The sequence below is a fragment of the Paraburkholderia sp. Ac-20340 genome (genome assembly GCF_017104965.1).
Classification (GTDB): domain Bacteria; phylum Pseudomonadota; class Gammaproteobacteria; order Burkholderiales; family Burkholderiaceae; genus Paraburkholderia.
Genome location: NZ_JAAGPR010000036.1, coordinates 16898 through 42160, shown reverse-complemented (window position 1 = coordinate 42160; position 25263 = coordinate 16898). Strand labels below are relative to the sequence as shown.

Sequence of the window (25263 nt, the reverse complement as noted above, 5' to 3'; positions counted from 1 at the left end):
CGCGACGCTATTCCAGAAGCAGCCAGAAAGCACTTGCCGCCAGCAACAGCGCCATGGCGCGATTCACCAAGCGCACGCGCGAAGGTTCGCGCAGCGCCTGGCGCAGCGAAGCGCCCGCCCACGCCCAGCACGCAATCGACGCGTAGCAAACCACGAAGTAAATCGCCGCGAACTGCCAGACGATCGCTTTATCGCCCGAAGCCGCATACGCGCCCATTCCCGCCACCGAAGCCAGCCACGCCTTGGGATTGAGCCATTGCATCGCGGCGCCTGTGAGTAGTCTGGGGCCGCGCGCGCTGCGATTCGAATCGATACGGCCATCGTCGGTGGCGAGTTTCCACGCGACGTAAAGCAGAAACGCAACGCCCGCGTATTCGATCGCATGTGTTAGCGACGGCCATTGCGCCAGCAGTTCATGCAGACCGAGGCCGATTAAAAGCAGCAGCAACGCAAAGCCCACCGTCGCGCCCGTGACGTGGCGCAGGCTCGCGCGCAAACCATAACGTGCGCCCGCGCCCAGCGCGACGATATTCACAGGACCGGGCGTGATGGACGTGGCCAGCGCGAAAGCGGCCATCGAAAGTGCGGTACTCATGATGCTCGTGTTCTCCTCGATACGCCCGACGGCGATGATTCACCGTCGAGCGTACGCAAGCAGAAGCCGAGCGTATTGAAGAAAATTACTGTGGCGCGCTAAAACGCAATCGCGCGCAATCAAACTTATGCCGCCACCGGCACCGCCGTCTCGTTCGTATTCGCCGCATAACGCTCGCGCAACACGCGCGCGGCGCTCACCATATTGCGCAGCGCCGCTTCGGTTTCCGCCCACGCGCGCGTTTTCAGGCCGCAATCCGGATTCACCCAAAGCCGTGCGGCGGGAATCGTTTCGCAGGCGCGCTCGATCAGGCGCACCATTTCATCGGTATGCGGCACGCGCGGCGAATGAATGTCGTACACGCCGGGCCCAATTGCATTCGGATACTCGAAATCGCCGAACGCATCGAGCAATTCCATCGCCGAACGTGACGTTTCGATCGTGATCACATCCGCATCCAGCGCGGCAATGGAAGGCAGCACCGCATTGAATTCCGAATAACACATGTGCGTGTGAATCTGCGTCGAGTCCGCAACACCGGACGACGCCACACGAAACGCACGCACCGCCCACGCGAAATACGCATCGCTTGCCTCGCGGCGCAGCGGCGCGCCTTCACGAAACGCCGGTTCATCGATCTGCACGATGCCGATGCCCGCTTTCTCCAGATCGACCGCTTCGTCGCGAATCGCCAGCGCCAGTTGCAGCGCCGTGGTCGCACGCGACTGGTCGTCGCGCACGAAAGACCATTGCAGCAGCGTCACCGGCCCGGTCAGCATGCCCTTGAGCGGACGCGTCGTGAGCGATTGTGCGTAGCGGATCGCCTCCACCGTAATCGGCTCGGGACGATACACATCGCCGTAAATCAGCGGCGGCTTCACGCAGCGCGAGCCATAGCTCTGCACCCAGCCGTTTTCCGTGACGGCGAAACCCCACAGTTGCTCGGCGAAATATTCGACCATATCGTTGCGCTCGGCTTCGCCGTGCACGAGCACGTCGAGTCCCAGCGCTTCCTGGCGGCGCACCGAATCCGCGGTCTCCTCGCGCATGCGCTCCAGATAGTCGAGCGCACGCAGTTCGCCGCGACGGTAAGCAGCGCGGGTCTCGCGGATCGACGCCGTCTGCGGGAACGAGCCGATCGTCGTGGTGGGCATGAGCGGCAGACGCAGTGCGGTGCGCTGCAGACGCTCGCGCACCTCGAATGCGCTCTTGCGCTGCGCCATCGCATCCGTCACCGCCGCCGTTCGACGCTGCACCAGCGTATTCACGACCGCCGACGATTGCGAGCGTGCCGCCAGCGCCGCGCTCGCCGCATCGAGTTGCGCCTGCGCGGCGGCGCGATCGGTCAGCGCCAGCGCAACGGCGCTGACTTCTGCGAGCTTTTCTGTGGCGAAGGCGAGCCACGACTTGATCTGCGCACCGAGCTTGCGCTCGCCGTCGAGCGAAACCGGCACATGCGCCAGCGAGCACGACGGCGCAATCCACAGACGCTCGCCCAATTGCACATGCGTGTCGAGCAACGTATCGGCGATTGCAGCGAGATCGGCGCGCCAGACATTGCGACCGTCGATTACGCCTGCCGAAAGAACCTGATCGTCGCGCAGCGCCGCGCGCCATACGTCGAGTTGTTCCGGCGCACGCACCAGATCGACGTGAATACCGTGCACCGGCAGCGCGGCCACGCGCGCCGCATGTTGCGCCGCCGAGCCGAAATACGTGCCGATCAGCAGTTTGACCTCGCTTTCGCCGAGCGCTTCATACGCAGCGCCGAACGCCGCCAGCCAGTCGTCTTCGAGATCGCAGCACAGTGCGGGCTCGTCGATTTGCACCCATTCGATGCCGCGCGCCTTCAGCGCCTCCAGAATGCGCGTGTAACGCACCAGCAAGCGCGGCAGCAACCACAAACGATCGAAACCGGGCACGCGGCTCTTGGCGAGCCACAGCCACGTAATCGGGCCGATCAGCACCGGCTTGACCGCGCGCCCGAGCGCCTGCGCCTCGCCCACTTCTTCGTAAAACCAGTCCACGCCACCGTCAAAACGCGTATCGGCGTCGATCTCCGGCACGATGTAGTGATAGTTCGTGTCGAACCACTTCGTCATTTCCAGCGCCGGTTGCTGCGCGTTGCCGCGTGCGAGCGCGAAGTACTGCGCGAGCGTCAGCGTACGCGGGTCGAAACCGAAACGCTCCGGCAAGGCGCCCAGCAGCGCGCTCATGCTCAGCATCGGGTCGTACCAGGCGAAGTCGCCCGCACACACGAAGTCCAGACCCGCGTCGCGTTGCATCAGTCCGTGACGCGCACGCAGGCCAGCGCCTACGTCATGCAGACGGGCTTCGTCGATTTCGCCGCGCCAGAACGCCTCCTGCGCGAACTTCAGTTCGCGCTGCGCGCCGATGCGGGGAAAGCCGGAAATATGAGTGCGTGCCATGGTCGATCGAGTCTGCAAATGTCCTGTTTAGCGGGGCATTGTCGAAGTCGCGCTATCATTCTTCAAGCGACATGTTTTCATCGTTGTATGAGCCAAATTCATATCCAGTTTTTTGCCGGGCCGCACGGCCCAAGCGAAGCCGCATGATCGAAATCCGTCATTTGCGCTCGCTCGTCGCCATCGCCGATTCGGGCAAGCTCGTGGCCGCCGCCGCGCGCGTGCATTTGAGCCAGTCGGCGCTTTCGCACCAGATCCGCGACATCGAAAGCCATTACGGCGTTTCGCTATTCGAGCGCACGCGTCAGGGGCTGCGCTTTACGGCGGCGGGCGAACGCCTGCTCGCGCTCGCGCGCGAGACGCTGGCCGGCGTGGCCGCCGCCGAGCGCGATCTCGTGCGCCTGAAGGGCGACGCGCGCGGCGAATTGCGCATCGTGCTCGAATGCCATACCTGTTTCGACTGGCTGATGCCGGTGATGGACGAATTCCGCCGCCGCTGGCCCGAGGTCGAGGTCGATCTCGTCGCGGGCTTTCACGCCGATCCCATGCGTTTGATCGCCGAAGGCAAAGCCGATGTGGTGATCGGCTCGAAGCCGCGCGCGCGCCGCTCGCTCACGGTCGCGCCGCTGTTTCGCTTCGAGATTCTCGTGGTGATGGCCAACGAGCATCGGCTGCGCAATCGCCGCAAGCTCAACGCAGACGACCTGCGCGACGAAACGCTCATCACCTATCCCGTGCCGGAATCGCGCATCGACTTGATCCGCGAAGTGCTGGAACCCGCGGGCATCAAGCTGGAGCGCCGCACGGCGGAATTGACCATCGCCATCATGCAGCTGGTGGCAAGCCGGCGCGGCATTGCCGCGCTGCCCAACTGGGGCGTGAAAAGCTATGTCGATCACGATTACGTGCTCGCGCGGCGCGTGGGCGCGAAAGGCCTGTGGAGCGAGCTTTACGCGATCGCCCCCAAAGCCATCGCCACGCGCCCTTATTTCGCCGATTTCGTGACCATCGTGCGCGATATCTGCGCCACACAACTCGACGCTATCGAACTCCTCGCGGACGACTCACTCACCGGAACTACGACGTGAAAAAGATTCTGATCATCGGCATTGGTGCGGGCGACCCGAACTATCTGACCATACAGGCCATCGAGGCGCTCAACGCCGCCAATGTGTTCTTCGTGATGGACAAGGGCGCGGCAAAAGACAAGCTCGTGGCGCTGCGCAAGGAGATCTGCGCACGCTTCATACGGAATCCTGATTATCGCATCGTGGAAGCCACGAGCCCGGAACGTCGACGTGACGGCGTCGAATACAAGGCCGCCGTCGACGAACTCAATCGCGACAAGCAGCGCGTGTTCGAAGGGCTGATCGAGAACGAACTCGCCGATGGGCAATGCGGCGCGTTTCTGGTCTGGGGCGATCCGTCGCTGTACGACAGCACGATCCGCATTCTCGACGCGATTCTGGCCGAAGGGCGCGTGGCATTCGATTTCGAGGTGATTCCGGGCATCAGCAGCGTGCAGGCGCTGGCGGCGAAGCATCGCGTGCCGCTGAACTTTATCGGCAAGCCTGTGAGCATTACGACGGGGCGCAGGCTGGTGGAAAACGGCTTTCCCGACGATGCCGACAGCGCCGTGGTGATGCTCGACGCACAGAACGCCTATACGCAGATCGCCGGCGAGGATCTCGACATTTATTGGGGCGCGTATGTAGGCACGCCCGATGAAATCCTCGTAGCGGGGCCGCTAGACGAGGTGAAAGACGAGATCGTGCGCGTGCGCGCCGAAGCGCGCGAAGCGAACGGCTGGATCATGGATACGTATCTGCTGCGCAAACGCGGCGTGCAGGACTAAAGCGCTCGCGCATTCAGGCGCTGGCGGTTTCGCTGAGCGCCGCTGCGCCGGCGCGCTTCCATTGCACTGTCGCCAGCAGCGACGCGGCGACGATCAGCGCGCCGCCCATCCACGCGGCGGCGCTCAACCGCTCGCCCAGCCACACGCAGGCGAACAGCGCGCCGAACGCCGGTTCGCTGCCCATCAGCAAGGCCACGCGCGTCGGGCTGCTGCGGCGCACGGCGTAGTTCTGCACGAAGAACGCGAAGAGCGTGCAGGCCAGCACGAGCCACGCCACGCTCAACCAGAACGCGCCGTGTCCGGCGAATGCAGGTAGCGCCTGCCACTGTTGCGGCGCGAACGCCAGCGCAAGCGCCGTGCTGCCCAAGGTCACGCAGCCCGCCTGCACGGCCGTCACGGCAAGCGGATCGAGCGCGGAGTCGCGCATCACGCGCTTGGTCACGCACACGGAAATCGCCCGCAGGAGCGCGGCCAGCAGAATGAGCCCGTCGCCGGTATTCGGCACATAGGCGCCGCCGGTCAGCAGCCACGCGCCCGCAAGCGAAGCCGCGACCGCCAGCCACTCGGCGCGCGCGGGACGCCGCCGCAACATCGCCCACTCCACCAGCGGCGTCAGCACCACGCACAGGCTGATCAGAAACGCCGCATTGGATGCGCGCGTCAGCATCACGCCAAAGGTCTCGCACAAAAAGATGCCGAGCAACAGCGCGCCCGCGAGCAGCGCCCCGCCCAACGCACGCCGCGACGCCAGGCGCAGCGTGCGCAATGCAGGCGCGAGCAGCACGAACGTGATGCCGAAGCGCAGCGCCAGCAAGCCCAGCACCGGATAAAACGCCAGCGCGTGCTTGACCACGCCGTAACTCGTGCCCCAAACGAACGCGACGGCCAGCAGCAGCCAGTCGGCGAGATGCATCAGGCGGGCGAAGCGCGAAAACATGGCAGCGGACCTCATCGATGGCGAGAGCGGCCATTGTCCTGCTTTGCATTCATGGCGATAATCAGCCTGACACGAACATCTTTTATGTCGCCCACGCACAGATGAACCCAACCGACCTGTTCGCCCTGTTACCCGATCTCGCCACCTTTGCGCGCGTGGTCGAAGCCGGCAATTTCTCGGTCGCGGCGCGCCAGTTGGGCAGCACGCCATCGACGGTCAGCCGCCAGATCAAACGGCTGGAAGAGGCGCTGGGCGCGCGTTTGCTGGAACGTTCGACGCGCCAGATCCGCGTGACGGAATCGGGCGAGCAGGTCTATCGGCATTGCCGGGATATGGTCGGCGCGGCGGCGGGCGCCATCGACGCGGCGGGCCAGCTCGCCGCAAAGCCGCAAGGTCGCGTGAGCGTGGCCGCGCCCACGGCTTATGCAAAAACCGTGATTCATCCGCTGATTCCAGGCTTTCTGCGCGAATTCGCCGATGTGGACGTGCAACTCGTCTTCACCGACCACGAAGCCGATCCCTTGCGCGACAACCTCGATCTCGTGATCCGTCCGACGCACACGCCGCCGCCGGGCCTCGCCGCGCGTCAGTTGGGCGCCGTGCGCTGGCTGCTGTGCGCGTCGCCCGCGTATCTGGCCGCGCGCGGCACGCCGCGCGAACCGCGCGAACTGGCGCAACACGATTGCCTATGGCTGGGAGAAACCGCCGACGATCATCGCTGGCGCCTGCGTCAGGGCGCGCAAACGCAGACCGTGGAAGTGAAAGGCCGCTATATCGCCAATCACGCGGGCGCGCGCTGCGAAGCGGCGCTGGAAGACTGGGGCATCGCCTGCCTGCCGGAATTCACGGCGGCCGACGCGTTGCGCGACGGCCGGCTCGTGCAGGTGCTGCCCGAGTGGATTTTCGAGGCGCGGGCCTATCGGGGACCGGTCTGGCTGCTCTATCCGCCCAACCGTTTTTTGCCGCCCAAGGTGCGCGCGTTCATCGACTATCTTGCGCAACACCTGGGCAACACGACCCCGCCTAACTAAAGCTAAAACTCAAACTCAGGCGAGCCCGACACACACCGCCACGACGATCGAGCCGATCAACAGCACGGCCCCCACCGTCTTGCGCTTGTTCAGTTCGGTCCACAGCAGCACGCCGGTGAGCGAAAGCAGAATCAGCGCGCCCGCGAAGGTGTCGATAAACAGCACCCAGCCGATGCTCATGCCCACGCCCTTGTGCAGATTCGTGATGGTCGCCATCAGCGAATTGTCGGAGCGCTTGAGCGTGATGGCATCGTCGCCGACCCAGTATTCGGCGCTCACGCTTTCATGCGGCGCGGCGAACATGATCTGCCAGTGTTCGGGCTGCATCACGGTGCGATCGCCCCACGCGACCTTGTGCGAGGGCTCCTTCTGCACGCGGCCCATGTGCGGCGGCAGCTTCAGATCGGGTTGCGACTTGAGCCACTTGACCATGTCGCGCGGCGTTTCGGGCGCGGGATCGGGCACGTCGAGCTGCATCGACGAAACCTGCGGTGCGCCCGGCGAAATCCGCAACGGCTCCATCCGGTGATTGAGCACGAAACCCGTCACGCCAAACAGCAGGCCAAGCGCCGCGCCCCACAAACCGACCCAGCCATGCACCTTGCGCAGCCACTTGATAAAGGTGGCGCGCCGCGAACGCTTCGTGCGCTCGCTACGTTGTTGATCGTCGATTAAAACGGCGTTGTCAGCAGAACTCACGTCTCACTCCAGATACGCAAAAGATTGTGATAGCAGCCCACGAGACTGCGGCGCGCCTGCGCGTCCGCGTCGCTCGCGTTGAGGCGTTGAATGGCGGTGTCCATGTCGAACAGCAGCGCGCGTTTCGTGTCGTCGCGCACGAGGCTTTGCACCCAGAAGAAGCTGCCCACGCGCACGCCGCGCGTGACCGGATTCACCTGATGCAGGCTCGTGGCCGGATAGACGATCATGTGGCCCGCCGGAAGCTTCACTTCCTGCACGCCATAGGAATCTTCGATCACGAGTTCGCCGCCGTCGTATTCGTCGGGATCGGAAAGAAACAGCGTGACCGAAACATCGGTGCGCAGCTTCACGCCGTTGGGCAGCACGCGCACCGCGCCATCGACATGCGAGCCGAACGTCATGCCGCCTTCATAGCGATTGAACAGCGGCGGATAGACCTGATTCGGCAACGCCGCGCTGATAAAAAGCGGATTGCGCTCGATCGCGGCCAGCACGATATCGCCCAGTTCGCGCGCGATCGGCGTGTGCTCGGCAATCTGCTGATTGCGCTTGACCGGCGCGCCTTGCCAGCCGGCCGTCGCGCGACCGTCGACCCACGCGTCGCCCGCATGGTCAAGGCGCGCACGAATGGCCTGCACCTGCTCGGGCGTCAAGACGTTCGGGATAGAAATCAGCATCGTCGTTTCCTTCCTGGTTCCGCGTTGCACCGCTTTGATTACGCGGCATTACAAGGGGTTCGGACGCACAAAAGCCCGCAATCATGCGGGCTTTGCGTGACACCGGCGTGGCTCCATCATTAGCGCCGGTTACGAACGGTACAGCTTAAAAGCGGTAATCGACCGTGGCGAGGAACGTGCGTCCGACGCCTGGCACCGAACGTCCGCCGTCCGACTGGATCAGCGCGTCATAGTAGAACTTGTTGGTCAGGTTCAGCAAATTCAGGCGCACGTCCCACTTCTTCTCGTGATACTCGGCCATCGCATCCCAACGCGTATAGCCGCCCACCTGCACGTAATTCGTGTTCGCGGCGTAACGCGACGACATATAGGTCGGCCCGCCGCCCACTTCCCAATGCGGCGTGAACGCATACGTGGTCCAGAGCGTGAAGGTATTGCGCGGCGTGTTCGCCGGCGTCTTGCCCTGGGTGCCGTCGGCGGCCTTGAGCACGATGCCGTCCATATACGTGTAGCCCGCGAACACCTGCCACTTGTTGGTGATGTGGCCGGTCGCGCCCGCCTGGAAACCGCGCACGCGAATATCGCCTTCGAGCGTGTATTCGCCGGCGGTCGTCTGCGTGCGCGCGTTATCCATTTCCTGCTGGAAGAACGCCGATGTCACCGAAAGATTGCCGTTCAGCAGATCCCACTTGCCGCCCACTTCATACGATTTGGTGTGCTCGGGCGCGAGACCTTGCGTGGTATTGGTGACGGTCATCGCCTCCAGCGACGGATCGAACGACGTGCCGTACGAGAAGTAATACGACTGCCAGTCGGTCGGCTGATAGATCGCGCCCGCGCGCACGCTGGTGAAGGTATTGGTCTGCGCCGCATAGTTCGGAGCACTGATCGAATTCGTAATGTGCGCCTGGAAGCGATCCCAGCGCACACCGCCAATCAGTTTCCAGTGCTCGCCCAGCGACATCGTTTCGTTGAAGTACGCCGCCAGCGTCGTTGCGCCCGATTCCGCGTGATTGCCCACCGTCGTCGTGACGTTCGACGGCGTCGGAATATAAACGGGGTCGAGCAGCGAAACGATCGGCAGATTGTTGCGCGTGTAGGCCTGATTCGTGTAGCTGTCGTGGCCCACTTCGACGCCCGCGATCATCTCGTGCTTCACGAAGCCCGTGTTGAACTTGTACTGCGCCATCGTATCGTTGTAGATCGAGTGGTTCTCGATCACGCGATCGTGGCTCTGCAGCTTCACATAAAGATCCGAAAGCGGCAGCGACGTGTAATTGCCATTCTTGAGCGCCGTGCTGGTCGAAAGCGGCCCCGTGAGCACGGCTTGCGCCGCCGTCTCGCGCGCATCGGTGAGCGAATGCGAGAACTGCGTCTGGTTGCTGATCTTGAACTGATCGTTGAACTTGTGATCGATCCGCGCGGAAACGGTCTGCACGTCCTGGATCGTGCGGTCGTCGGTCAGGCCGTAGTACGTGCTCTTCGACGGCGAGAACGGATGGCCGTTGATCGACTGCACGCCGTAATCGGGCTGATCGTAGTTGTGCTGGATCAGCGCGGACAGCGTGACCTCGGTCGGCGTGCCGATGCCGAAACGCAGCGTCGGCGCGAAACCGTAGTCCTTGTTCATCATCTCGTCGCGCGTGGAACCGAGCGACTGGCCGAACGCGTTCAGGCGGAACGCCGCGTGATCGCCGAGCGGACGATCGACGTCGAGCGTCGCGCGATAGCGGTCGTTGGTGCCGATCGTCGACGAAACCTCGGTGATCGGCTTGAGACCGGCCTGCTTGCTCACCTGGTTGATCACGCCGCCGGTGGAGCCACGGCCGAACAGCATCGACGAGGGACCGTAGAGCACTTCGATCGACTCCAGATCGAAGGTATCGCGGTAATACTGGTTGCGGTCGCGAAAGCCGTCCAGGTAGATGTCGTTCTGCGCCGTGAAGCCGCGCAGATTGATGTTGTTGCCGATCTGCCCGCCTTCCGCGCCGCCGATGGTGATGCCGGGCGCGTTGCGCAGCGCGTCCTGGAACGAGGTCGCGCCTTGCGACTGCATCAGCGCCTTGTTGATGACGGTCACCGTCTGCGGAATGTCGCGCAGCGCCGTGGGCGTCTTGGCGCCCACCGTCGACTTCTCGGCCTGGAAATCCTGCGGCGCCGCCTCGGCGGAAACGGCGACGGCGGGCAGCGTGCCGTTATCGTCGGCTTTCGCTTTGGCTTGAGCGCTCGCCGCGGGCGCAGCAGCGTCCGAAGCGGCAACGGCCGGCGCGCTCTGAGCGAGCGCGGAGGTGGCAAACGGCAAGGCAAAAGCTAGCGCGAGGGCACTCGCGAGCGGCGTCCTGATCAACATGGTTCCCTGTGCGACGAAAGAAGATCCAGCCGGTGGAGCGCGCGAAGGAGACGCGTTCGGCCTGGATGGCGGTGGCTGGCTGGCGGCCCCTTGAAAACGCACAGGGATCGACGAGGCTGGCTATTTTTGAATTAAAGCCCGGACAACCATCGTGTGATTGGCCGAGGAATGAGAATCGCTATCATTCCAGAAGTTACCAACTATTTCAATCGATTGATGCATTTCAGCTACAACGCGTGATTTTCGGCGGGTTTTGTTATGAATAATGAAAATGTAATTTCAATGGTTGGATTTTGTAATTTAATTTGGCTTTATTTGTCTGATTAATAAGTCGCTGCGTTTGGCGCGTCAATTGATTCGGCATCCTTATATTTTTTTGGCGTACCTAGCGTTGTATTGACGGGCTCGTTCGACCTCAGATTCGAACTTCTTTGATTGGCGTCAGTGGCGGGGATTTCTACGATGTGACTTAACCAACTCATTCAGGGAGTCGCATCGTGCCCTATCCCATTTCATTCCGGGCTGTCCTGCTACTTGTTCTCTTTCTGGCAGGCGCCACGATTCTGTTTATTCCGTCTTCCGACCCGCTAATCGAGCGTCGACGTGTTGCCTTGCGTACGGCGGGAATCGGCATTGTTTCGCTGGCCGTGGTGCTGCTCGCCATTGCTGCGTTATTGCCTGCTGCCTGAGTGCCGCACAAGGAGAACGCATCATGCCTGTTGCCGTCGTGCTCAGCGTCCTGGCTCCGTTTTTCGCTTTCTTCGGCGGCATTTCCGTGCTGCTCGTGCGCGGAGCCAGTTCACGGCCATTAATCAGATATGCCAGGTATAAAGGCAGCGATAAATTCGTATTCTTTCGATATCGACCGACGCGGCGCAAACCTAAGATTCATCGCGACACAGCCGGACGTTCCGGCAATAAGGAGTCGAACCGATGAAGCAGCGCAAGCCCTCTGTCAAACGTAATCAAGCCGAAACCCAAGGGCAGAACGACCAGCCGGAAGCACAGAAGCCGGTAAGTGCAATATTCGTCGATGCGCTCGCGCTTTCGCGTGTCGCAAACGCGGAAACCGAGCAAAGCCTCGTGACGAATCTGACGTTTCATCCTCACGGCAGCGCAACGATACATCTCAAGGAAGGCACCTTCGATATTGCCCTGAACGACTGCGCAATTTCGAAAATCGAAGCAGCCGATGGCGTGAGCGTGATTTTGATGCTGAGTCCTGCGCCGATGGCGGCTTGATGCCGAAGCGGCCGGGCGCCGTTCAAGCAGAAGCAGAATCAGATCGATCTGATACGCAGTCACAGGCTCGCGCTCTACGATGGATGTCATCCAATTGTGGAGCGCCATCTCATGCCGCATCTCACCAATGTCTGGGCGTTGTTTATCGTTGTTATCGTCATGCTCGCCATGACGCCAATGCTGATTCCCACTATCGACGCGATGCTGCAAAGGCGGCCGTTAGCGCTGCTGGTCTGCGCTACGGCCACCCTGATCGCGATGGCAGTATTGATTCTGGTCGCCGAACCCGGGTGAACGACAACTCTAACGATGCTTGACGATCGGCCTATGCACAGCCGCATTTTCGCTTACTAGACTGACTCCGCCCTTCACCGCGGAGTCAGCACCATGCCCGTTGAATCGACGCTCCAGTTATTACTGGCGCTGCAAATCATGCTGGGTTACTTCGCAATACTGATTCTTCCGCTATTCAATACCGTGGATTGCCATCATCAGATGGACGATTTGCGCGTGGCGCCGTTGGCAGCGGTGGCGTTCGTGATGACAGTTGTTGCGGTGGTGGCGTTGGTGGTTTGAACGCAGATGTCTAGTCGGGCAAACTGGTCAGCCGCGAAATCAATACTTCGACCAATGCGCGATCGCCTTTGTCGAGAGATTCGAACCTCGAGAGCAATTGGTGTGCGTGCGCAGGCGGTATGGTCGGCTCACGCATCGTGGCAGGCTGCGGCGAAGGCGGAAATTCCGGGCCTCGCTGGCCCGGCCCATATTGCAGCCAGTGCAGATCGACGTCGAACAACTCGGCGAATAACACGAGCGTGTCGTGAAGCGGAATGGTGGCGCCCTTCAACCACTTGTGAGCAGTTTGCGGCGATACGGAAATGGCGCCGTGACTGCGCTGTTTGAGCCAGTTCGCCAGTGCAGTGGGTCCTTCCAGCGACAGGGATTCGCGCCTCATGACAGCCCGCAGACGGGCGGCAAAGGCGGCTTTTTCGGTTCGCGTAGGCATGGGATAACCTTCGCTTAATTACGAGAGAATTGCCCTCAGAAAGGTCTGAAAATTGCATTTTGGAGCGACGTTTCGAGACCTGCCCCAAGGTCCATGGCAAGCGCATCGAGAATGACGTCCTTCTCCATGACGGAACCGGTCTAGCCTGGCAAGCTGGAAATCAGCGTTGCGCCGCAACTCGTGCTATGGCCGTGCAGTGCCATGAATGTTGCGCCAAGTCGCAAGGAGCGATCGCATCCAGTAATGACGTCTGTCACTCGCGTCAGATCGAACGTCTCCTTGCCCCGGTTCATCGCCGCTTGAATGTCCTCAGGGCTTCCCCCTTGAGCCAACGCAGGATCGCCGGCGTCCAGGTCATAGTCGCGGTAGACGCCCGGCTCCCATCCTTTATATGTGATTCCAATCGAGGCTTCGATAGGGTCCATCGCTGCCTTGACCATGCGAATGCCACCCTTGGCACCCGCCGTATCCAGCGTTCCGCCTGAGTCGAAATTCACTTCGAGTAGCTCCGGCGACACAGGCGCATTAAGCGTCACGGTCTGGCCGACATCGAGTTCAGCCTTGCTTGCATTCCCCACGAAGCCTTGACCGTTGCCGTCCCACGTGCTCTCACCGTGCTGCCGCATGACATAGCGATAGTCTGGCGGGGGTGCACCAACATATTCCGGTTGGCCCGTGCGTTCGCGCAACGTAAAGATGCGCTGATGGAAGCGCTCGCCGAGTGGTCGCAGCACGTCATCGGGTACTCGACCTGAAACACACCGGACACCACGTGCCTTTGGTACGGGTCACTGCGGCGGGCGTTGCGTCCCAGCAATGCCCCTCGGCACAGCGCCACGTGAGCGGGGTGCTCCTATTCACGTAGACCTCCGACACACATGCACCGCCCCGGCTCCCGGCAATGCGCCGCATCTCTTCAATGGTGTGCGTTGTCGTCCCCGCCTCTGGCATAGCGACTCCTATGAATCAATTGATCTCGCAACCTTCATCCCCTCCGAGCAGTGTCCCGCCATGACTGGTGGTGTCACCCACGCGGGCAAAGCCCTGCCCGTTTACCGTCGAAGAGGAACCAGTCACGATAGTGGCCCCGCAACTGGTGCTGTCGCCAATAAGTGAGGCGGCCCGTCCGTTGACCGTGACGCCGCTGGTGCCGGTCGAGACTGTACCCATGCCGTGAAGCGGGCACGAGTGACGATCACCAACGCGAATGATAGCTGGCACGAAAACCTCCCTCGATGATTTAACAGTGATGGCTGGTTAAACGCCTGCGGGCAGCACCTGTGGATCGCGGCGGCGCACGGTTGCGATAAAGCGGTCGAGCAGTTCATCCTGCAAAGGCAACTCGCCAGGGCGGCAGGTGATACGCGCGTAGGGCGTCTGCATGAGCGAGTGATCGATACGTTCTGGATTGCTTAACCCTTCCATCTCGCGCAGGCGCAGCACGGCCAGAATTTCGGCGGGATAAACAGCTTCGAATACGGAGCCGAACTCATACTTCGCGGATTCCACATCGACTTCACGCCCGGTCACCGCAATACGCTCCACATGAGTGTCGCACGCCTGCACGAGGATGGGCAGCAGCTTTGCCGGGTCGGGTTCGCGCCAGTTTGCGACCAGCAGTCCCCATGCGGGATCGCGCGGCAACTTGTGTTTATCTAAGTCTAGCGGCTCGCCGAGCCAGTCACCGATGATGGACAGACCGAAGGCCGCGTAGCGCAGGGTAGAACCCAGTGGGGGATTGTGTCCATCATCGACTCCATACCCACCGTCGATGCCAGCGAACACAACCTGATGGAACGGCTTGACGAGCTGCGGCTGGCCCATGGCGATGCTGCCGAACATCGTTTTCGTCGCTGTATCAAGATCACTTACGATGGTTCGATCTGTACCCCTGAGTAAAGCAATCCCAATCATATCGGCATATAGCATCCGCACAAAACCTGAGGTCATGTGCTGGTTTGCGTTTAGCCATCGACCGTCTAGCGCTGCAAGCAAGCTGCTTCCTGCTTCTTGCATGGCTGCTCCAAAAAGATCTTCGGTCGCAAGTCCAACGTTTTCCCTCTCTTCAAGATAGCCGTCAAGCCATCCAAACTGAGGAAGAAGGCCAGACGGCCACTCTTTGACTTCAGGAAGCACCTTGTCCAGTCGAGTCTTGTTCGTCTTTACCATAATGTGCTTGCTTACCAGAGATTCCATTGAACGCCCGCCCCGCCCACACCCTGCGTCGTATTCAGTTTCGGCGTATTAGCTCCTCCCAGCGTCGCCTTAGTCTCGATCACCAGCAGGGTTTCCTCCGAGAACGTTAGCGTTCGGGTCGGCGCTACACCCTGTAGCCCATCGATACTGCTCCTCATTACATCGGTAGTTGGGGGGCGCGCCGTGATCGACGGCGGGGGGCACCTTTACCAGCATGTCCAGTCCGTGTTCGCTCGCGTTAGTAAGGCCGTAGCGGCTAGCGACGGTAGGGTTGTTGCTGAAACCGAGAAGTCACGATAGTGGCCCCGCAACTGGTGCTGTCGCCAATAAGTGAAGCGCGCCGTCCGTTGACCGTGACGCCGCTGGTGCCGGTCGAGACTGTACCCATGCCGTGAAGCGGGCACGAGTGACGATCACCAACGCGAATGATGGCTGGCACGGAAACCTCCCTCGATGATTTAACAGTGCTGGCTGGTTAAACGCCTGCGGGCAGCACCTGTGGATCGCGGCGGCGCACGGTTGCGATAAAGCGGTCGAGCAGTTCATCCTGCAAAGGCAACTCGCCAGGGCGGCAGGTGATACGCGCGTAGGGCGTCTGCATGAGCGAGTGATCGATACGTTCTGGATTGCTTAACCCTTCCATCTCGCGCAGGCGCAGCACGGCCAGAATTTCGGCGGGATAAACAGCTTCGAATACGGAGCCGAACTCATACTTCGCGGATTCCACATCGACTTCACGTCCGGTCACCGCAATGCGCTCCACATGGGTGTCGCACGCCTGCATGAGGATGGGCAGCAGCTTTGCCGGATCGGGTTCGCGCCAGTTTGCGACCAGCAGTCCCCATGCGGGATCGCGCGGCAACTTGTGTTTATCTAAGTCTAGCGGCTCGCCGAGCCAGTCACCGATGATGGACAGACCGAAGGCGGCGTAGCGCAGCGTGGTGTCATCGGATGGGTTACGCCCATCATGGATGCCATAACCGCCGTCGAGACCAGCGAACACGACCTGATGGAACGGCTTGACGAGTTGAGGCTGGCCTATGGCGATGACGCCGAGCATAGTTTGAGTAACCATGTCGAGGTCAAAGATAATCGTTCTCTCAGTACCGCTTAGACGTTCAATATCAATCAGTTCGGAATACAACATCCGCACGAACGCGCAAGTCATCCGCTGGTTTGCAGGCAACCATTGTCCATCTTGCGCGGCAAGCAAGCTCTCACCAACGCTGATCATCCCAGTCTTGTACAGATCGGAAATCGCCAATTCAACCTTGCCCTTTCCTGTCAAGTAATCGTCCAGCCATCCGGACAGCGGCCAATTGTCCGTAGACCACGACCTCACTTCAGGAAGTACCTTGTCTAGTCGTGTCTTGCTTGTCTTTGCCATGATGTGTTCGCTTACCAGAGATTCAATTGAATGCCCGTTCCGCCACCGACGAGCGAATTGAGTTGACCACGGTGGTCAAAAAACACCTGAGCATGTAGGTACTGTATGTTGCTGCTTTGAACTGCCCCGTTAATCGCATCAATCTTCTTCTGCACATCGGGATCAACTTCCAATATGTTGGAAGACTTCCAATGCCCTCGTTTAGACGCGATTTTCTTGAGGATGCTCTTGACCTTCGTCACACCGAACTGTTGTGTTCGGTTGAACCAAGGTGTCTTTAACCCTCCCAGCGTCGCCTTCGTCTCAATTACTACTAGCGTCCTTTCTGTAAACGTTAGCACTTGCGGCGGAGCCACCACCCCATTTAGGCCATCCATACTATGTCTCATGGTATCGGTAGTCGGGGCACGCACGGGAAGCGTCGGAGGCGGCGGCACCCACACCAGCATGTCCAGTCCGTGACCACTTTTGTTGGTCAGTCCGAAGCGATGAGCAATCGCGGGGTTATTGCTGTACCCAAGAATATTGTCGGATTTGAAACCCCATCGCTCGACCATGGCCGCAGCCAACGCTTCCTCGCCCGCGTCGCCCACTACCTTGCACATGCGACCAATGACTTTTACGCTACCGACATGCTGCGTGATCATCAAGGCCAGACGGTCGCGCAGTGTGCGAGACATAACGGCGACGTTTGCCCGACCAGACTGTGTGACGACGCTGACGAGGCTCTGATTGCTGTCCACCGAGGGCAAATCGCTTACGGTGACCTTGCCTTCCTCCGCATTGCCGGTCAAACGCTTTTCCAGCCGCAACTCGATGGCGCTGACTTCCGCCGTCTGCTTGCCCTGGAGTTTCGCGCGTTCGGCCTCGGTGAGCGCCTTCGTATCCAGGCGCGCAGTAGCCACGCCGTCGCGACGGAAACTTCGCAACGCCCAGCGGGCACCGCCGAATGCTGCAGGTGTAAGCATGGCCAGGTTGATCACCATGAACACCTGCCGCCCCCGCTCTGCCCCGTCCTTCGGGTCCGCAAGCGCTCCGATGCGCTCGAAGAGCTTCTCCCCAACATCCAGCCCTTCGCCGGTGATAACCCGGCTGGAGCCATCAATCATGGCATTCACCGCCAGCGCAGCATCCACTGCCGCCACCGTGTAGCGCACCGCTTTGTAAGCCACGATGGCCCCCATCTCAACCTCTCCGACGATGGGCACGAAGGCAAGCACAGCGGTAGCAACCTCGAAGGCGCCCTTGATGGCCTCCCATATTCGCAGGTTCTTTTTCGCCTGCTGATAGTGCTGATCGAGTTTAGCTGCGGCCTGCTTGACGTCATATAGACCCGATACCGTCCAATCGAAATTGCCGAAAGGCGAGCGGTATTCATCCCGTGACGGATTCGGCTCGTCTTTCGTCCAGCGGGCCGAGGTGAACGTCCAGAAGTAGATGCAGTCGTTCAGGAACGTGAAGTTATCGCCCGTGGTCTGGAATGTGCCCGGCGAAGTCGAACGTCCGCCGAGCGCCTCACCCACAAACAGGGGCGTCACGAAGTTGTCATCCACCATTGCATCGTCTATGCAGGCGAACTCGTAGCCCTGCTTGGCAAGAAATGCATATAACTCCGCCAGATACGCTTCCCCATGGTCCGCGGCGAGTTGCTTGATGACACGCAACAGGAAGGTGTCGCGAAAATTCTGCGCCTTGTCCCTGATCCAGCGGTTGTTCAGTAGCCAGTCATCGGTGGCCGACTCGGGCAACGAAGGAATGCCCAGCACCTGATCGCCCTGGCGCGGGCCGCTATCGCCATTGACCGAGAACGGGACGCCGAATGCTGTGCATGTCTTGCAGATGTCTTTTGGCACAGGCAGTGTGCCGTCCATCGCGTCCTGCATCAGCTTTTCGTAGCTGTTTTCAACGGCCTCTGCCATCTTCACGCCTCCTTGAGTAACTTATGATGGTTGTGAAGGAAATCGCGCCAGCGTTGCCAGCGCTCGCGCAGGGTCGCTGCTTCATCCACAGCCAGATGCAGGCCGTGAAGCAAGGGATTGACGAGGTAATGCCGCCCAAAAGCCAGCGCGAGAAACACATGCATGCTCAACCGGGCGATGTGCTCTTCGTTCATGTCCCGAAGGTCATCAACCACCGTGGGCAACGGAATGCCCATGTGTTGGTAGCCCAGCCGTTGATACGCATTCAGTGGCGTGCGCTCAACAGGGAGCAGCCCCATGCGCTGACGAGCATCGCACTCGTAGGTCTCGTAGCAGGCCAGTGCCATCTCGACAGACAGTCCGCGCTGCTTCGTAACCGCGTCCCATGTCAGCCACATCTCGCGCGACGAAACTTTGTCGGGCGTAGCTGGCAACGCCTCAAGCACAATGGCGTGCATGGATGCGAGCGCCGATTCGCGCTGCTGGCGCTCACGGATCGCAGTCTGCAGGGCCATAGTCAGACGGCTGTCCTGATCCATGCCCGCACTGGCGAGGATCGGCTCGATGTCCCCGCAGGTCGGGTCGTTCTGCCAGCCCAGGCCGAGCAGAAAGCTGGTGACGATGTAGAAGCTGTAAGCCTGGCCTTCGCCGTAGCCCAGGGACACGGCCGCCTCGCCCGCCTGCGTGACGAGTTCATCGAGGTACTGCGCGTCACCAGGCAGGCGGCGCAGCGAGAGCGCCATCCTGTCGCGCAGATAGCGCACGAGCTGGCGGTTTGCGTCCCTGCGCGCAACCTCGCCCATGCCACGTAGATCGAGTGCTGGCAGGACCATTACGCTGCCTCCCGTGGCACGTCTCGCCACACCAGACAGCCATCGCGTTCATCGGCGTCCACGCCGCTTTCAAAGACAGGACGCACCAGTCGCGCGAGGCCTGCGCATGGATCGTGGAAGTAGTACTGCTGGATGTCGCCGCGTGCGAAGAAGCGCGTCACGGCGTCCGGCTGCGCGGCAAGGGAGGCGGTGTACATGCGAAGAGAGCCTGGATCGCCCAGACGAAGGAAATACCGCCGCCCGTCGGCTTCAAACTTCGCGAAGCGGCGCAAATGGCGCCACAGCCCGTCGAACGATAGGCTGGCCGGAATCAGCGTGAAAGCCAGCGATTCTCGTGCGCCTCCTGCCCATTCATCGAAGCGCGAACCTGATTCGACCTGGGCAAGCCATGGCGCACGCGTCTCCATGCCGTGAAGGTCGCCTGCCCGCCACAGGCAACGGTGCGCCACGTCGTGGAAGGCCATGCGGGCCAGCAATTCCTGTTGTGTCGCGGCTTCCATCAGAAGGAACAGCTCCTGGCCGCGCGGCAGGGGCATCCCTGCCTCCTGTATGTGCCGGTGCAGGCTCATACGCTGCTCTTTCCAGCGAGCGGGCATTCCTCGATCACCGGCAGCCCCTGCCGGATCGCAGACTCGATGGCCTGGACCTGGTCGGTAGCAGGCGTGTTGACAACCAGATGGCCATCAATCGTTACAGTTGGGCTTTTGAGAGTAATGCCACCGCTGTCAAGCGTGATCGAGCCGTTCGGACCACGGATAACGAACCTGTCGACGCCCTGTAACAACCCGTCGCGCGTCAGCGTGCGCAGTGCGGTTTTGGCCTCGGTGGACAGCGTACCCTCGATGATCAGGGCGGCGTTCTCGCCTATGGTGACGTGATGGCTGGCGGCAATATCCTCCTGCAAGGTGTTGCCAACCTTGCGCACTTCGTTGCGGTTGATCGTGGTGAAAACGTCCTGCCCCACATGATCCTTACGGTCGCGCGCTGTGGAATGAATCTCGTCCTGTCCGATATCGGTCTGACGGTCGCGTCCTACACCGACACGCTGGTCGTTACCGATGCTGTGCGTCTCATCGTGATTGACGTGGATGTTTTGATCTTTCTGCGCATGAACGTAGATTTCTTCCTGATCCTTTTCGTCCTCGAAACGCAATTCGTTGTAACCTTCTCCCTTGTGCGTCTGGCTCTTGATCGTCATGCGCGTCTTGTGACGCGGCAGCTCATAGGGCGGCAAGTTGGTCGCGTGGTACGTCCTGCCGATAATGATCGGTTGATCGCAATCGCCATCGAGGAAGGCCACGATGACCTCCTGCCCGATGCGCGGTATCGCCATGTGCCCCCACGTTGCACCGGCCCAGTTCTGCGCCACACGTATCCAGCAGGAGCTGTTCGCGTCACTGTTGCCGTAGCGGTCCCACGGGAATTGGACTTTGACGCGACCGAATTCGTCGCAGTAAATTTCTTCGCCTTCGGGACCGGTAACAGTAGCGATCAAAGGACCGTCGATACGGGGCTTGGTCAGGAGTTCCGGCTTCCACTCGATGTGGTCAGGGATGATCTTCGCCGTATAGCTGTACTGCGTGCCTGTGTTGGCGTCGGCGGATTCTTCTGCCTGGCTCACGGTCTGCGTGCCGGTGTGCACCATGCTCACCACCCGCCAGCCGGTATTCCAGTCCTCACGGGCGTGGCCTTCCAGATCGAACGCGAGGCCTGGTTGCAGGCGGGCATCGTCGCCCTCGATTTCGGCAACCTGGGCTTCGTTACGTAGCGCGAGCAGGCGGGTCTCCGTAAAGGGCCGTCCAGCCTCATCTCGCTTGTACCGGCCGGGGTAGTCAAAGCGCTCATACCCATCGTTCTGGTGAGAAAGATTCACCCCGGTGCTGCTTTGCTCCTGAGCGTACTGTGGGTGCTTGAATGTGTAATCGCGTTGTATCTGTCGCGCGGTGCGTACCTGTTCGGCGTAGCTGAAATTCCTGATACACGGTTCGGCCTGATCACCGCCTGGCGTGGCGTTGTACACCACCGGACCACCTTCGATGGTGCCGTGGATGTAGAGCCGGTCTCCCTGTCTGAGGCAGTGGCTCGTAGCATCGAAGGAATGCGTATAGAACAGTCCTTCCTCTGCACTGAGTCTGTGAAAAAATTGCGCGTCAGTTTCGCCGGGCTGAACGCAGTACTCACGCACCGTGTGCTCTTTGGTCAGGTCTTGCACGGCATCGTTGATGCCCGAGCGCTCCAGTACGGTTTGCAGGATCTGCGGCGCGCTCATCTGCTGGAAGACTCGCCAGTCTGAACGCAAGTTCGCCCGTGCTATCTGAGGCTCCACGACGACGCGGTAGTACGTGCGCCGGAAACCCGTCTTGCCCTGTTCGAAGCGGCTGACGAGTCCGTTCACATAACGCACTGCTTTTTCGCTTCGCCAGATTGCGAAAGTGGCTGGCTGATCGAGAACCTTGCTGAAATCGACGGCGGGGTCGGTGCTCGCCAGCTCAACAACCAGCGTGAAGGGGGAGTTGATGCCCTCGGTCAATTGAAAAGTAACAACATCGAACACGGCGCCACCCGCCGGTTTGAAAGTAAAACGCACATCACTCTGACTGGGCATGCCTCAGATCTCCTACTCGCAAAATGGTCGGCACTTGGCATTCTTCAACTAATCTGGATTGCTTATCGATATGATCAAGAATATCGATCGAGATATTGGACCGAACTGCCCGCGACGGACTTGCGTAGCGTCAATGCCGCAGCAGACTGACAGCACAATCAGACTCGCCACCGGAAAGATCTTGTGTTGCTGCAACGCTAATCAGAGAATCGGGAGGCGAAAAGGCGACGCAAAAGTCGCTTTGAGAGGGGCCGCGAACAAACCAATGCGCGGGAGCCATGACGCTCCGGCAGTAGGTGAGGATCGATACGATCCTGATGCGACGCGCGTCGGAGCGCGTCGCGGAGAAACATCAGAAATAAAAAAGGACGACCCGCAGGTCGCCAAGGAGAAGGGTGCGCAGGACGAGTCCCGCACGATGTCGATTTGCGTTTCGACGGTTGATGATAGGGGCACGCGTAAAAACGCTGCATTGCGCAGTATTAACAAAGTAATGGGGCGGAAAATCACACCCTATGATTTTTCCTCGCGCTCCCACTCGATGCCGTCGAGCACCTGCGCCACCGTAAGCGAAGCAGGTGTCTCCTCTCCCGTTGGGCCAGGTGGGCCAATGACGAGCGCACGCCCCAGCAACGGCTGGGATGGAAAGCGCGGCGTGAAGAATGCAGGCGACAGCGGATCGTGAAACGTACCGAACCTGTCCGCATTTTTGTGGGCGAGGCGGTTGAACAAATCGTTACCCACGTGCCTGAGTAAATCGGTCGCCGAACAGGATAGCAAACTGGTTCATGGCTGCCTCACAGTCGAAGGCAGCTCGAACGGATTTAGCCAGCACGTTGCATAGCGCGAGCCACAGCAGCTTGATCGCAGCTTCGTCATTCGGGAAGTGGCCACGGGTCTTGATGATCTTACGCAACTGCATGTTCAGGCTTTCGATGGCGTTCGTTGTGTACACAACCCGTCGAATGCGCGTACATTGCGATGATGCGCTCGTCGAAGCCGGTGAAGCGGCGATCGTGTTTGGGAATCAGGATCGGTTCGACGCTGCCGTCGCGGTCGCGGGGTATCTCGACACGTACCGGCCCCCGATCGGTAATCACCGTCTTGCCGTTGGCGCTATTGCGTTCGTTGGCATGCCAAGGTGGCTTGGCCTGGCCCTGCTGATAGCCCAGATGCAGGTTCATCTCGGCACCCATTGCACGCTCAATAAGCGCCTTGTTGAACGCCAGCATCAGGTCCTGCACCTCGGCCGGCGTCATCGGCCCCTTGACCAGTTGGTCCAGCAGTTCTGCGGGCAATTCAGGCAGCGGCCCGCGGGCCGCCGCCTGAGAGGCTACCGTGCGTTTCTTCTTCATTGGCATATCCATGATCTTTACCTCTCATGATATGCCTCGCCCACAAAATGCCGGACAGGTCCCCATTGAACGAAAATAGTTAACGCGCACATCACCCGCCGCAGGCACTGCAGCGCCTCACCAACCTTATCCACAGAAATCGTGAGCAAGCCTGTGCATATCCTTCGGACATCCGCGCAAAGTCCTTGATCGCGCAAGCAATTCCGCCATCGCCCGTTACTTGATGCGCCATGAATCAGCCATCGAAAACGAACAAAGACCCTAAAGAACAAGGGGAATTTGCCGTTAATCCCGACATGTTGTCGGGCCGTGACCGGCCGATCTGCAAGGAATCCCATGCGCAACAACCAACCCGTCACGCAGCAGGAGTTCGACTATCCTGCTTCGCAGATGCTCGTTTCGGCCACCGATCTCAAGGGCCGTATTCAGTATTGCAATCCCGCGTTCGTCGCCGTTTCCGGTTTCACGAAGGAAGAACTGATCGGCAAGGCGCATAACGTCATCCGCCATCCCGACATGCCGGCCGAAGCCTTCGCCGACATGTGGGAGACCATCAGCAGCGGCCGTCCGTGGACCGCGCTCGTGAAGAATCGCCGCAAGTCCGGCGATCACTACTGGGTTCGCGCGAACGTCACGCCCGTGTCCGAGCAGGGCACGGTGGTCGGCTATCTGAGCGTGCGCGTGAAGCCGGGCCGCGAGGAAGTGCGCGACGCCGAACAGCTTTACGCGCAGATGCGCGAAGGCCGTCTGCGCGGCATGCGTCTGCATCAGGGCGACCTCACGCGTACCGGCATCATCGGTGCGGCGAAGTCGCTCATGCGCCTGCCCATCGCCACGCGTATCGGTATCGGCTATGGGCTCGTGCCGGCCGCGCTCGCGGCGGCCGGCTTCGGCGCCTGGCAGGGTCTGCCGCCCACGCCGTTCTGGTGCGCGTTCGGCGCCGCAGCCGTATGCAGTCTGGTGGGCTGGCGCCTGTCCACGCGCCATCTGGGCGCGCCGCTCGAACAGATGTCGATGGCGTCCACGCGCATGGCCGCGGGCGACCTCACCGCAACGCTCGCGATCGCCTCGAAAGACGATCTCGGCGATGTGCTGCAGGCGCTCAATCAACTGCAGGCCAATCTCACCGCGATCGTCTACGACGTGCGCGCGCAGATCGACGGCATGCTCGATGCCGCGCACGAAATCTCCACCGGCAATCTCGATCTCTCGCGCCGCACGGAATTGCAGGCCGCGTCGCTCGAAGAAACGGCCGCCACCATGGATCAGCTCACGACCACGGTGCAGGCCAACGCCGAAGCCAGCACGCGCGCGCTCGATCTCGCCCGCGAGGCGCAGGACGCGGCCGCTCAGGGCGGCTCGCTCGCGGGCCGCATGGAGCGCACGATGGCGGGCATCACCGACGCCTCGAAGCGCATCGCCGATATCACCGGCGTGATCGACGGCATCGCGTTCCAGACCAATATTCTCGCGCTCAACGCGGCCGTCGAAGCCGCCCGCGCGGGCGAGGCGGGCCGCTCGTTCGCCGTGGTCGCGGGCGAGGTGCGCATGCTGGCGCAACGCTGCGCGGCATCGGCGAAGGAAATCAAACAGGTCGTCGATGCGAGCGTGCACGAGATCGCCCAGGGCACCGAACTGGTCGGCCACACGACGGCGCAGATGCGCGCCATCGACGAAGCGGTGAGCCGGGTTTCGTCGATCATCGTCGAAGTCGCCAATGCGAGCGGCGAGCAGGCCGAGGGCATTCGACAGGTCAATCAGGCCGTCGCGCATCTGGACAGCGCCACGCAACAGAATGCGGCGCTGGTCGAACAGGCCGCCGCCACGGCGCAGCGTCTGGCCGATCAGGCCGATGTGCTCGACGAGGCCGTGCGCCTCTTCACGGTCGCGGGTACACAATCGGGTACGCAGTCCGGCGCACAGGCGACTACGCGCAGCGCACCGGCCAGGCGCATCGCGCAACGTCCGGCCGCGCACGCGCGCGAAGAAACCGCCGAGGTCTGATAACCCGGCGCGCATGATACGAAAGCCCGCTGTAAAGCGGCTGCGGGCTCGTATTAAGCAGACAGATCGGCATTTGTCCCATCTCGACAGCGCGCGCGCCAAACCGCACTATCACTCCCGTCAGCGCCCACTTTGTGGGTGTC

Annotated in this window: 26 protein-coding genes and 1 pseudogene; 9 read left to right on the top strand and 18 right to left on the bottom strand. The window is 61.0% G+C overall.

Features of this window, described 5'->3' with window-relative positions; all coding sequences use genetic code 11:
• Window positions 1–7: 7 nt before the first annotated feature.
• Window positions 8–595, bottom strand: a complete 588-nt coding sequence (locus G3N59_RS30880; protein ID WP_205986625.1) for a LysE family translocator — start codon at window positions 593–595, stop codon at window positions 8–10.
• 125 nt (window positions 596–720) lie between these two features.
• Window positions 721–3024: a 5-methyltetrahydropteroyltriglutamate--homocysteine S-methyltransferase gene (gene metE / locus G3N59_RS30875; protein WP_205986624.1), complete on the bottom strand. Its 2304-nt coding sequence runs from the start codon at window positions 3022–3024 to the stop codon at window positions 721–723.
• Window positions 3025–3167: 143 nt separating this feature from the next.
• On the opposite strand from metE, the gene G3N59_RS30870 reads away from it, so the two are divergent.
• Together G3N59_RS30870 and cobF are read left to right on the top strand one after the other, a co-directional pair.
• Window positions 3168–4109 (top strand): LysR family transcriptional regulator, encoded by a 942-nt coding sequence (locus G3N59_RS30870; RefSeq protein ID WP_205986623.1) that lies wholly within the window; start codon window positions 3168–3170, stop codon window positions 4107–4109.
• Window positions 4106–4876, top strand: coding sequence for a precorrin-6A synthase (deacetylating) (gene cobF, locus G3N59_RS30865; RefSeq protein WP_205986622.1), 771 nt, complete (start codon window positions 4106–4108; stop codon window positions 4874–4876). The genes G3N59_RS30870 and cobF overlap by 4 nt, the downstream gene beginning before the upstream one ends.
• Before the next feature lie 13 nt (window positions 4877–4889).
• Here the strand turns inward: cobF and G3N59_RS30860 are convergent, their stop codons facing one another.
• Window positions 4890–5813: an EamA family transporter gene (locus G3N59_RS30860; protein ID WP_205986621.1), complete on the bottom strand. Its 924-nt coding sequence runs from the start codon at window positions 5811–5813 to the stop codon at window positions 4890–4892.
• A gap of 101 nt (window positions 5814–5914) precedes the next feature.
• Here G3N59_RS30860 and G3N59_RS30855 point away from each other — a divergent pair, with 101 nt between their 5' ends.
• Window positions 5915–6844 carry a LysR family transcriptional regulator gene (locus G3N59_RS30855; protein WP_205986620.1) on the top strand — a complete coding sequence of 310 codons (930 nt, stop codon included), beginning with the start codon at window positions 5915–5917 and terminating at the stop codon, window positions 6842–6844.
• Between the two features lie 15 nt (window positions 6845–6859).
• Here G3N59_RS30855 and G3N59_RS30850 read toward each other — a convergent pair whose 3' ends face one another.
• The 3 genes from G3N59_RS30850 to G3N59_RS30840 form a co-directional block, all read right to left on the bottom strand.
• Entirely contained in the window at window positions 6860–7543 is a 684-nt protein-coding gene (locus G3N59_RS30850; RefSeq protein ID WP_205986619.1) for a PepSY-associated TM helix domain-containing protein, read from the bottom strand.
• On the bottom strand, window positions 7540–8223 hold the full coding sequence (locus G3N59_RS30845; protein ID WP_205986618.1) for a Fe2+-dependent dioxygenase: 684 nt from the start codon (window positions 8221–8223) through the stop codon (window positions 7540–7542). The genes G3N59_RS30850 and G3N59_RS30845 overlap by 4 nt, the downstream gene beginning before the upstream one ends.
• A 145-nt stretch (window positions 8224–8368) precedes the next feature.
• Window positions 8369–10573: a TonB-dependent siderophore receptor gene (locus G3N59_RS30840; protein ID WP_205986617.1), complete on the bottom strand. Its 2205-nt coding sequence runs from the start codon at window positions 10571–10573 to the stop codon at window positions 8369–8371.
• Window positions 10574–11070: 497 nt separating this feature from the next.
• Between G3N59_RS30840 and G3N59_RS30835 the strand changes: the two genes are divergently transcribed.
• The 5 genes from G3N59_RS30835 to G3N59_RS30815 all read left to right on the top strand — a co-directional run bounded on the left by G3N59_RS30835 (window position 11071) and on the right by G3N59_RS30815 (window position 12391).
• Entirely contained in the window at window positions 11071–11262 is a 192-nt protein-coding gene (locus G3N59_RS30835; protein WP_205986616.1) for a hypothetical protein, read from the top strand.
• 23 nt (window positions 11263–11285) lie between these two features.
• Window positions 11286–11510: a hypothetical protein gene (locus G3N59_RS30830; RefSeq protein ID WP_205986615.1), complete on the top strand. Its 225-nt coding sequence runs from the start codon at window positions 11286–11288 to the stop codon at window positions 11508–11510.
• Window positions 11507–11815 carry a hypothetical protein gene (locus G3N59_RS30825; RefSeq protein ID WP_205986614.1) on the top strand — a complete coding sequence of 103 codons (309 nt, stop codon included), beginning with the start codon at window positions 11507–11509 and terminating at the stop codon, window positions 11813–11815. Before G3N59_RS30830 ends, G3N59_RS30825 begins: the two co-directional genes overlap by 4 nt.
• 111 nt (window positions 11816–11926) lie before the next feature.
• Window positions 11927–12109, top strand: coding sequence for a hypothetical protein (locus G3N59_RS30820; protein WP_205986613.1), 183 nt, complete (start codon window positions 11927–11929; stop codon window positions 12107–12109).
• 93 nt (window positions 12110–12202) lie between these two features.
• A complete protein-coding gene (locus G3N59_RS30815; protein WP_205986612.1) occupies window positions 12203–12391 on the top strand; it encodes a hypothetical protein in 189 nt (62 codons plus the stop codon).
• Between the two features lie 10 nt (window positions 12392–12401).
• Here G3N59_RS30815 and G3N59_RS30810 read toward each other — a convergent pair whose 3' ends face one another.
• The 12 genes and pseudogenes from G3N59_RS30810 to G3N59_RS30755 form a co-directional block, all read right to left on the bottom strand.
• Window positions 12402–12821, bottom strand: coding sequence for a helix-turn-helix transcriptional regulator (locus G3N59_RS30810; RefSeq protein ID WP_205986611.1), 420 nt, complete (start codon window positions 12819–12821; stop codon window positions 12402–12404).
• A 140-nt stretch (window positions 12822–12961) separates the two neighbouring features.
• Window positions 12962–13555, bottom strand: a complete 594-nt coding sequence (locus tag G3N59_RS30805) for a DUF3274 domain-containing protein (protein ID WP_205986610.1) — start codon at window positions 13553–13555, stop codon at window positions 12962–12964.
• A 232-nt stretch (window positions 13556–13787) separates the two neighbouring features.
• Window positions 13788–14042 carry a PAAR domain-containing protein gene (locus G3N59_RS30800; RefSeq protein WP_205986609.1) on the bottom strand — a complete coding sequence of 85 codons (255 nt, stop codon included), beginning with the start codon at window positions 14040–14042 and terminating at the stop codon, window positions 13788–13790.
• Between the two features lie 36 nt (window positions 14043–14078).
• The gene (locus G3N59_RS30795) at window positions 14079–15017 is read right to left on the bottom strand and encodes a hypothetical protein (RefSeq protein WP_205986608.1); all 939 of its coding nucleotides are present in this window, start codon (window positions 15015–15017) and stop codon (window positions 14079–14081) included.
• Between the two features lie 256 nt (window positions 15018–15273).
• A complete protein-coding gene (locus G3N59_RS30790; protein ID WP_205986607.1) occupies window positions 15274–15456 on the bottom strand; it encodes a PAAR domain-containing protein in 183 nt (60 codons plus the stop codon).
• Between the two features lie 36 nt (window positions 15457–15492).
• Entirely contained in the window at window positions 15493–16404 is a 912-nt protein-coding gene (locus G3N59_RS30785) for a hypothetical protein (RefSeq protein ID WP_205986606.1), read from the bottom strand.
• A gap of 11 nt (window positions 16405–16415) precedes the next feature.
• A complete protein-coding gene (locus G3N59_RS30780; RefSeq protein WP_205986605.1) occupies window positions 16416–18323 on the bottom strand; it encodes a hypothetical protein in 1908 nt (635 codons plus the stop codon).
• A gap of 2 nt (window positions 18324–18325) precedes the next feature.
• Window positions 18326–19156, bottom strand: a complete 831-nt coding sequence (locus G3N59_RS30775; RefSeq protein WP_205986604.1) for a hypothetical protein — start codon at window positions 19154–19156, stop codon at window positions 18326–18328.
• Window positions 19156–19692, bottom strand: a complete 537-nt coding sequence (locus G3N59_RS30770; protein WP_205986603.1) for a DUF4123 domain-containing protein — start codon at window positions 19690–19692, stop codon at window positions 19156–19158. Before G3N59_RS30770 ends, G3N59_RS30775 begins: the two co-directional genes overlap by 1 nt.
• 29 nt (window positions 19693–19721) lie before the next feature.
• On the bottom strand, window positions 19722–21761 hold the full coding sequence (gene tssI / locus G3N59_RS30765; protein WP_205986602.1) for a type VI secretion system tip protein TssI/VgrG: 2040 nt from the start codon (window positions 21759–21761) through the stop codon (window positions 19722–19724).
• A 513-nt stretch (window positions 21762–22274) separates the two neighbouring features.
• Window positions 22275–22493 carry a hypothetical protein gene (locus G3N59_RS30760; RefSeq protein WP_205986601.1) on the bottom strand — a complete coding sequence of 73 codons (219 nt, stop codon included), beginning with the start codon at window positions 22491–22493 and terminating at the stop codon, window positions 22275–22277.
• A gap of 4 nt (window positions 22494–22497) precedes the next feature.
• Window positions 22498–23116, bottom strand: a pseudogene (locus tag G3N59_RS30755) (transposase).
• A 336-nt stretch (window positions 23117–23452) separates the two neighbouring features.
• On the opposite strand from G3N59_RS30755, the gene G3N59_RS30750 reads away from it, so the two are divergent.
• Window positions 23453–25120, top strand: coding sequence for a PAS domain-containing methyl-accepting chemotaxis protein (locus G3N59_RS30750; RefSeq protein WP_205986600.1), 1668 nt, complete (start codon window positions 23453–23455; stop codon window positions 25118–25120).
• Window positions 25121–25263 lie beyond the last annotated feature (143 nt).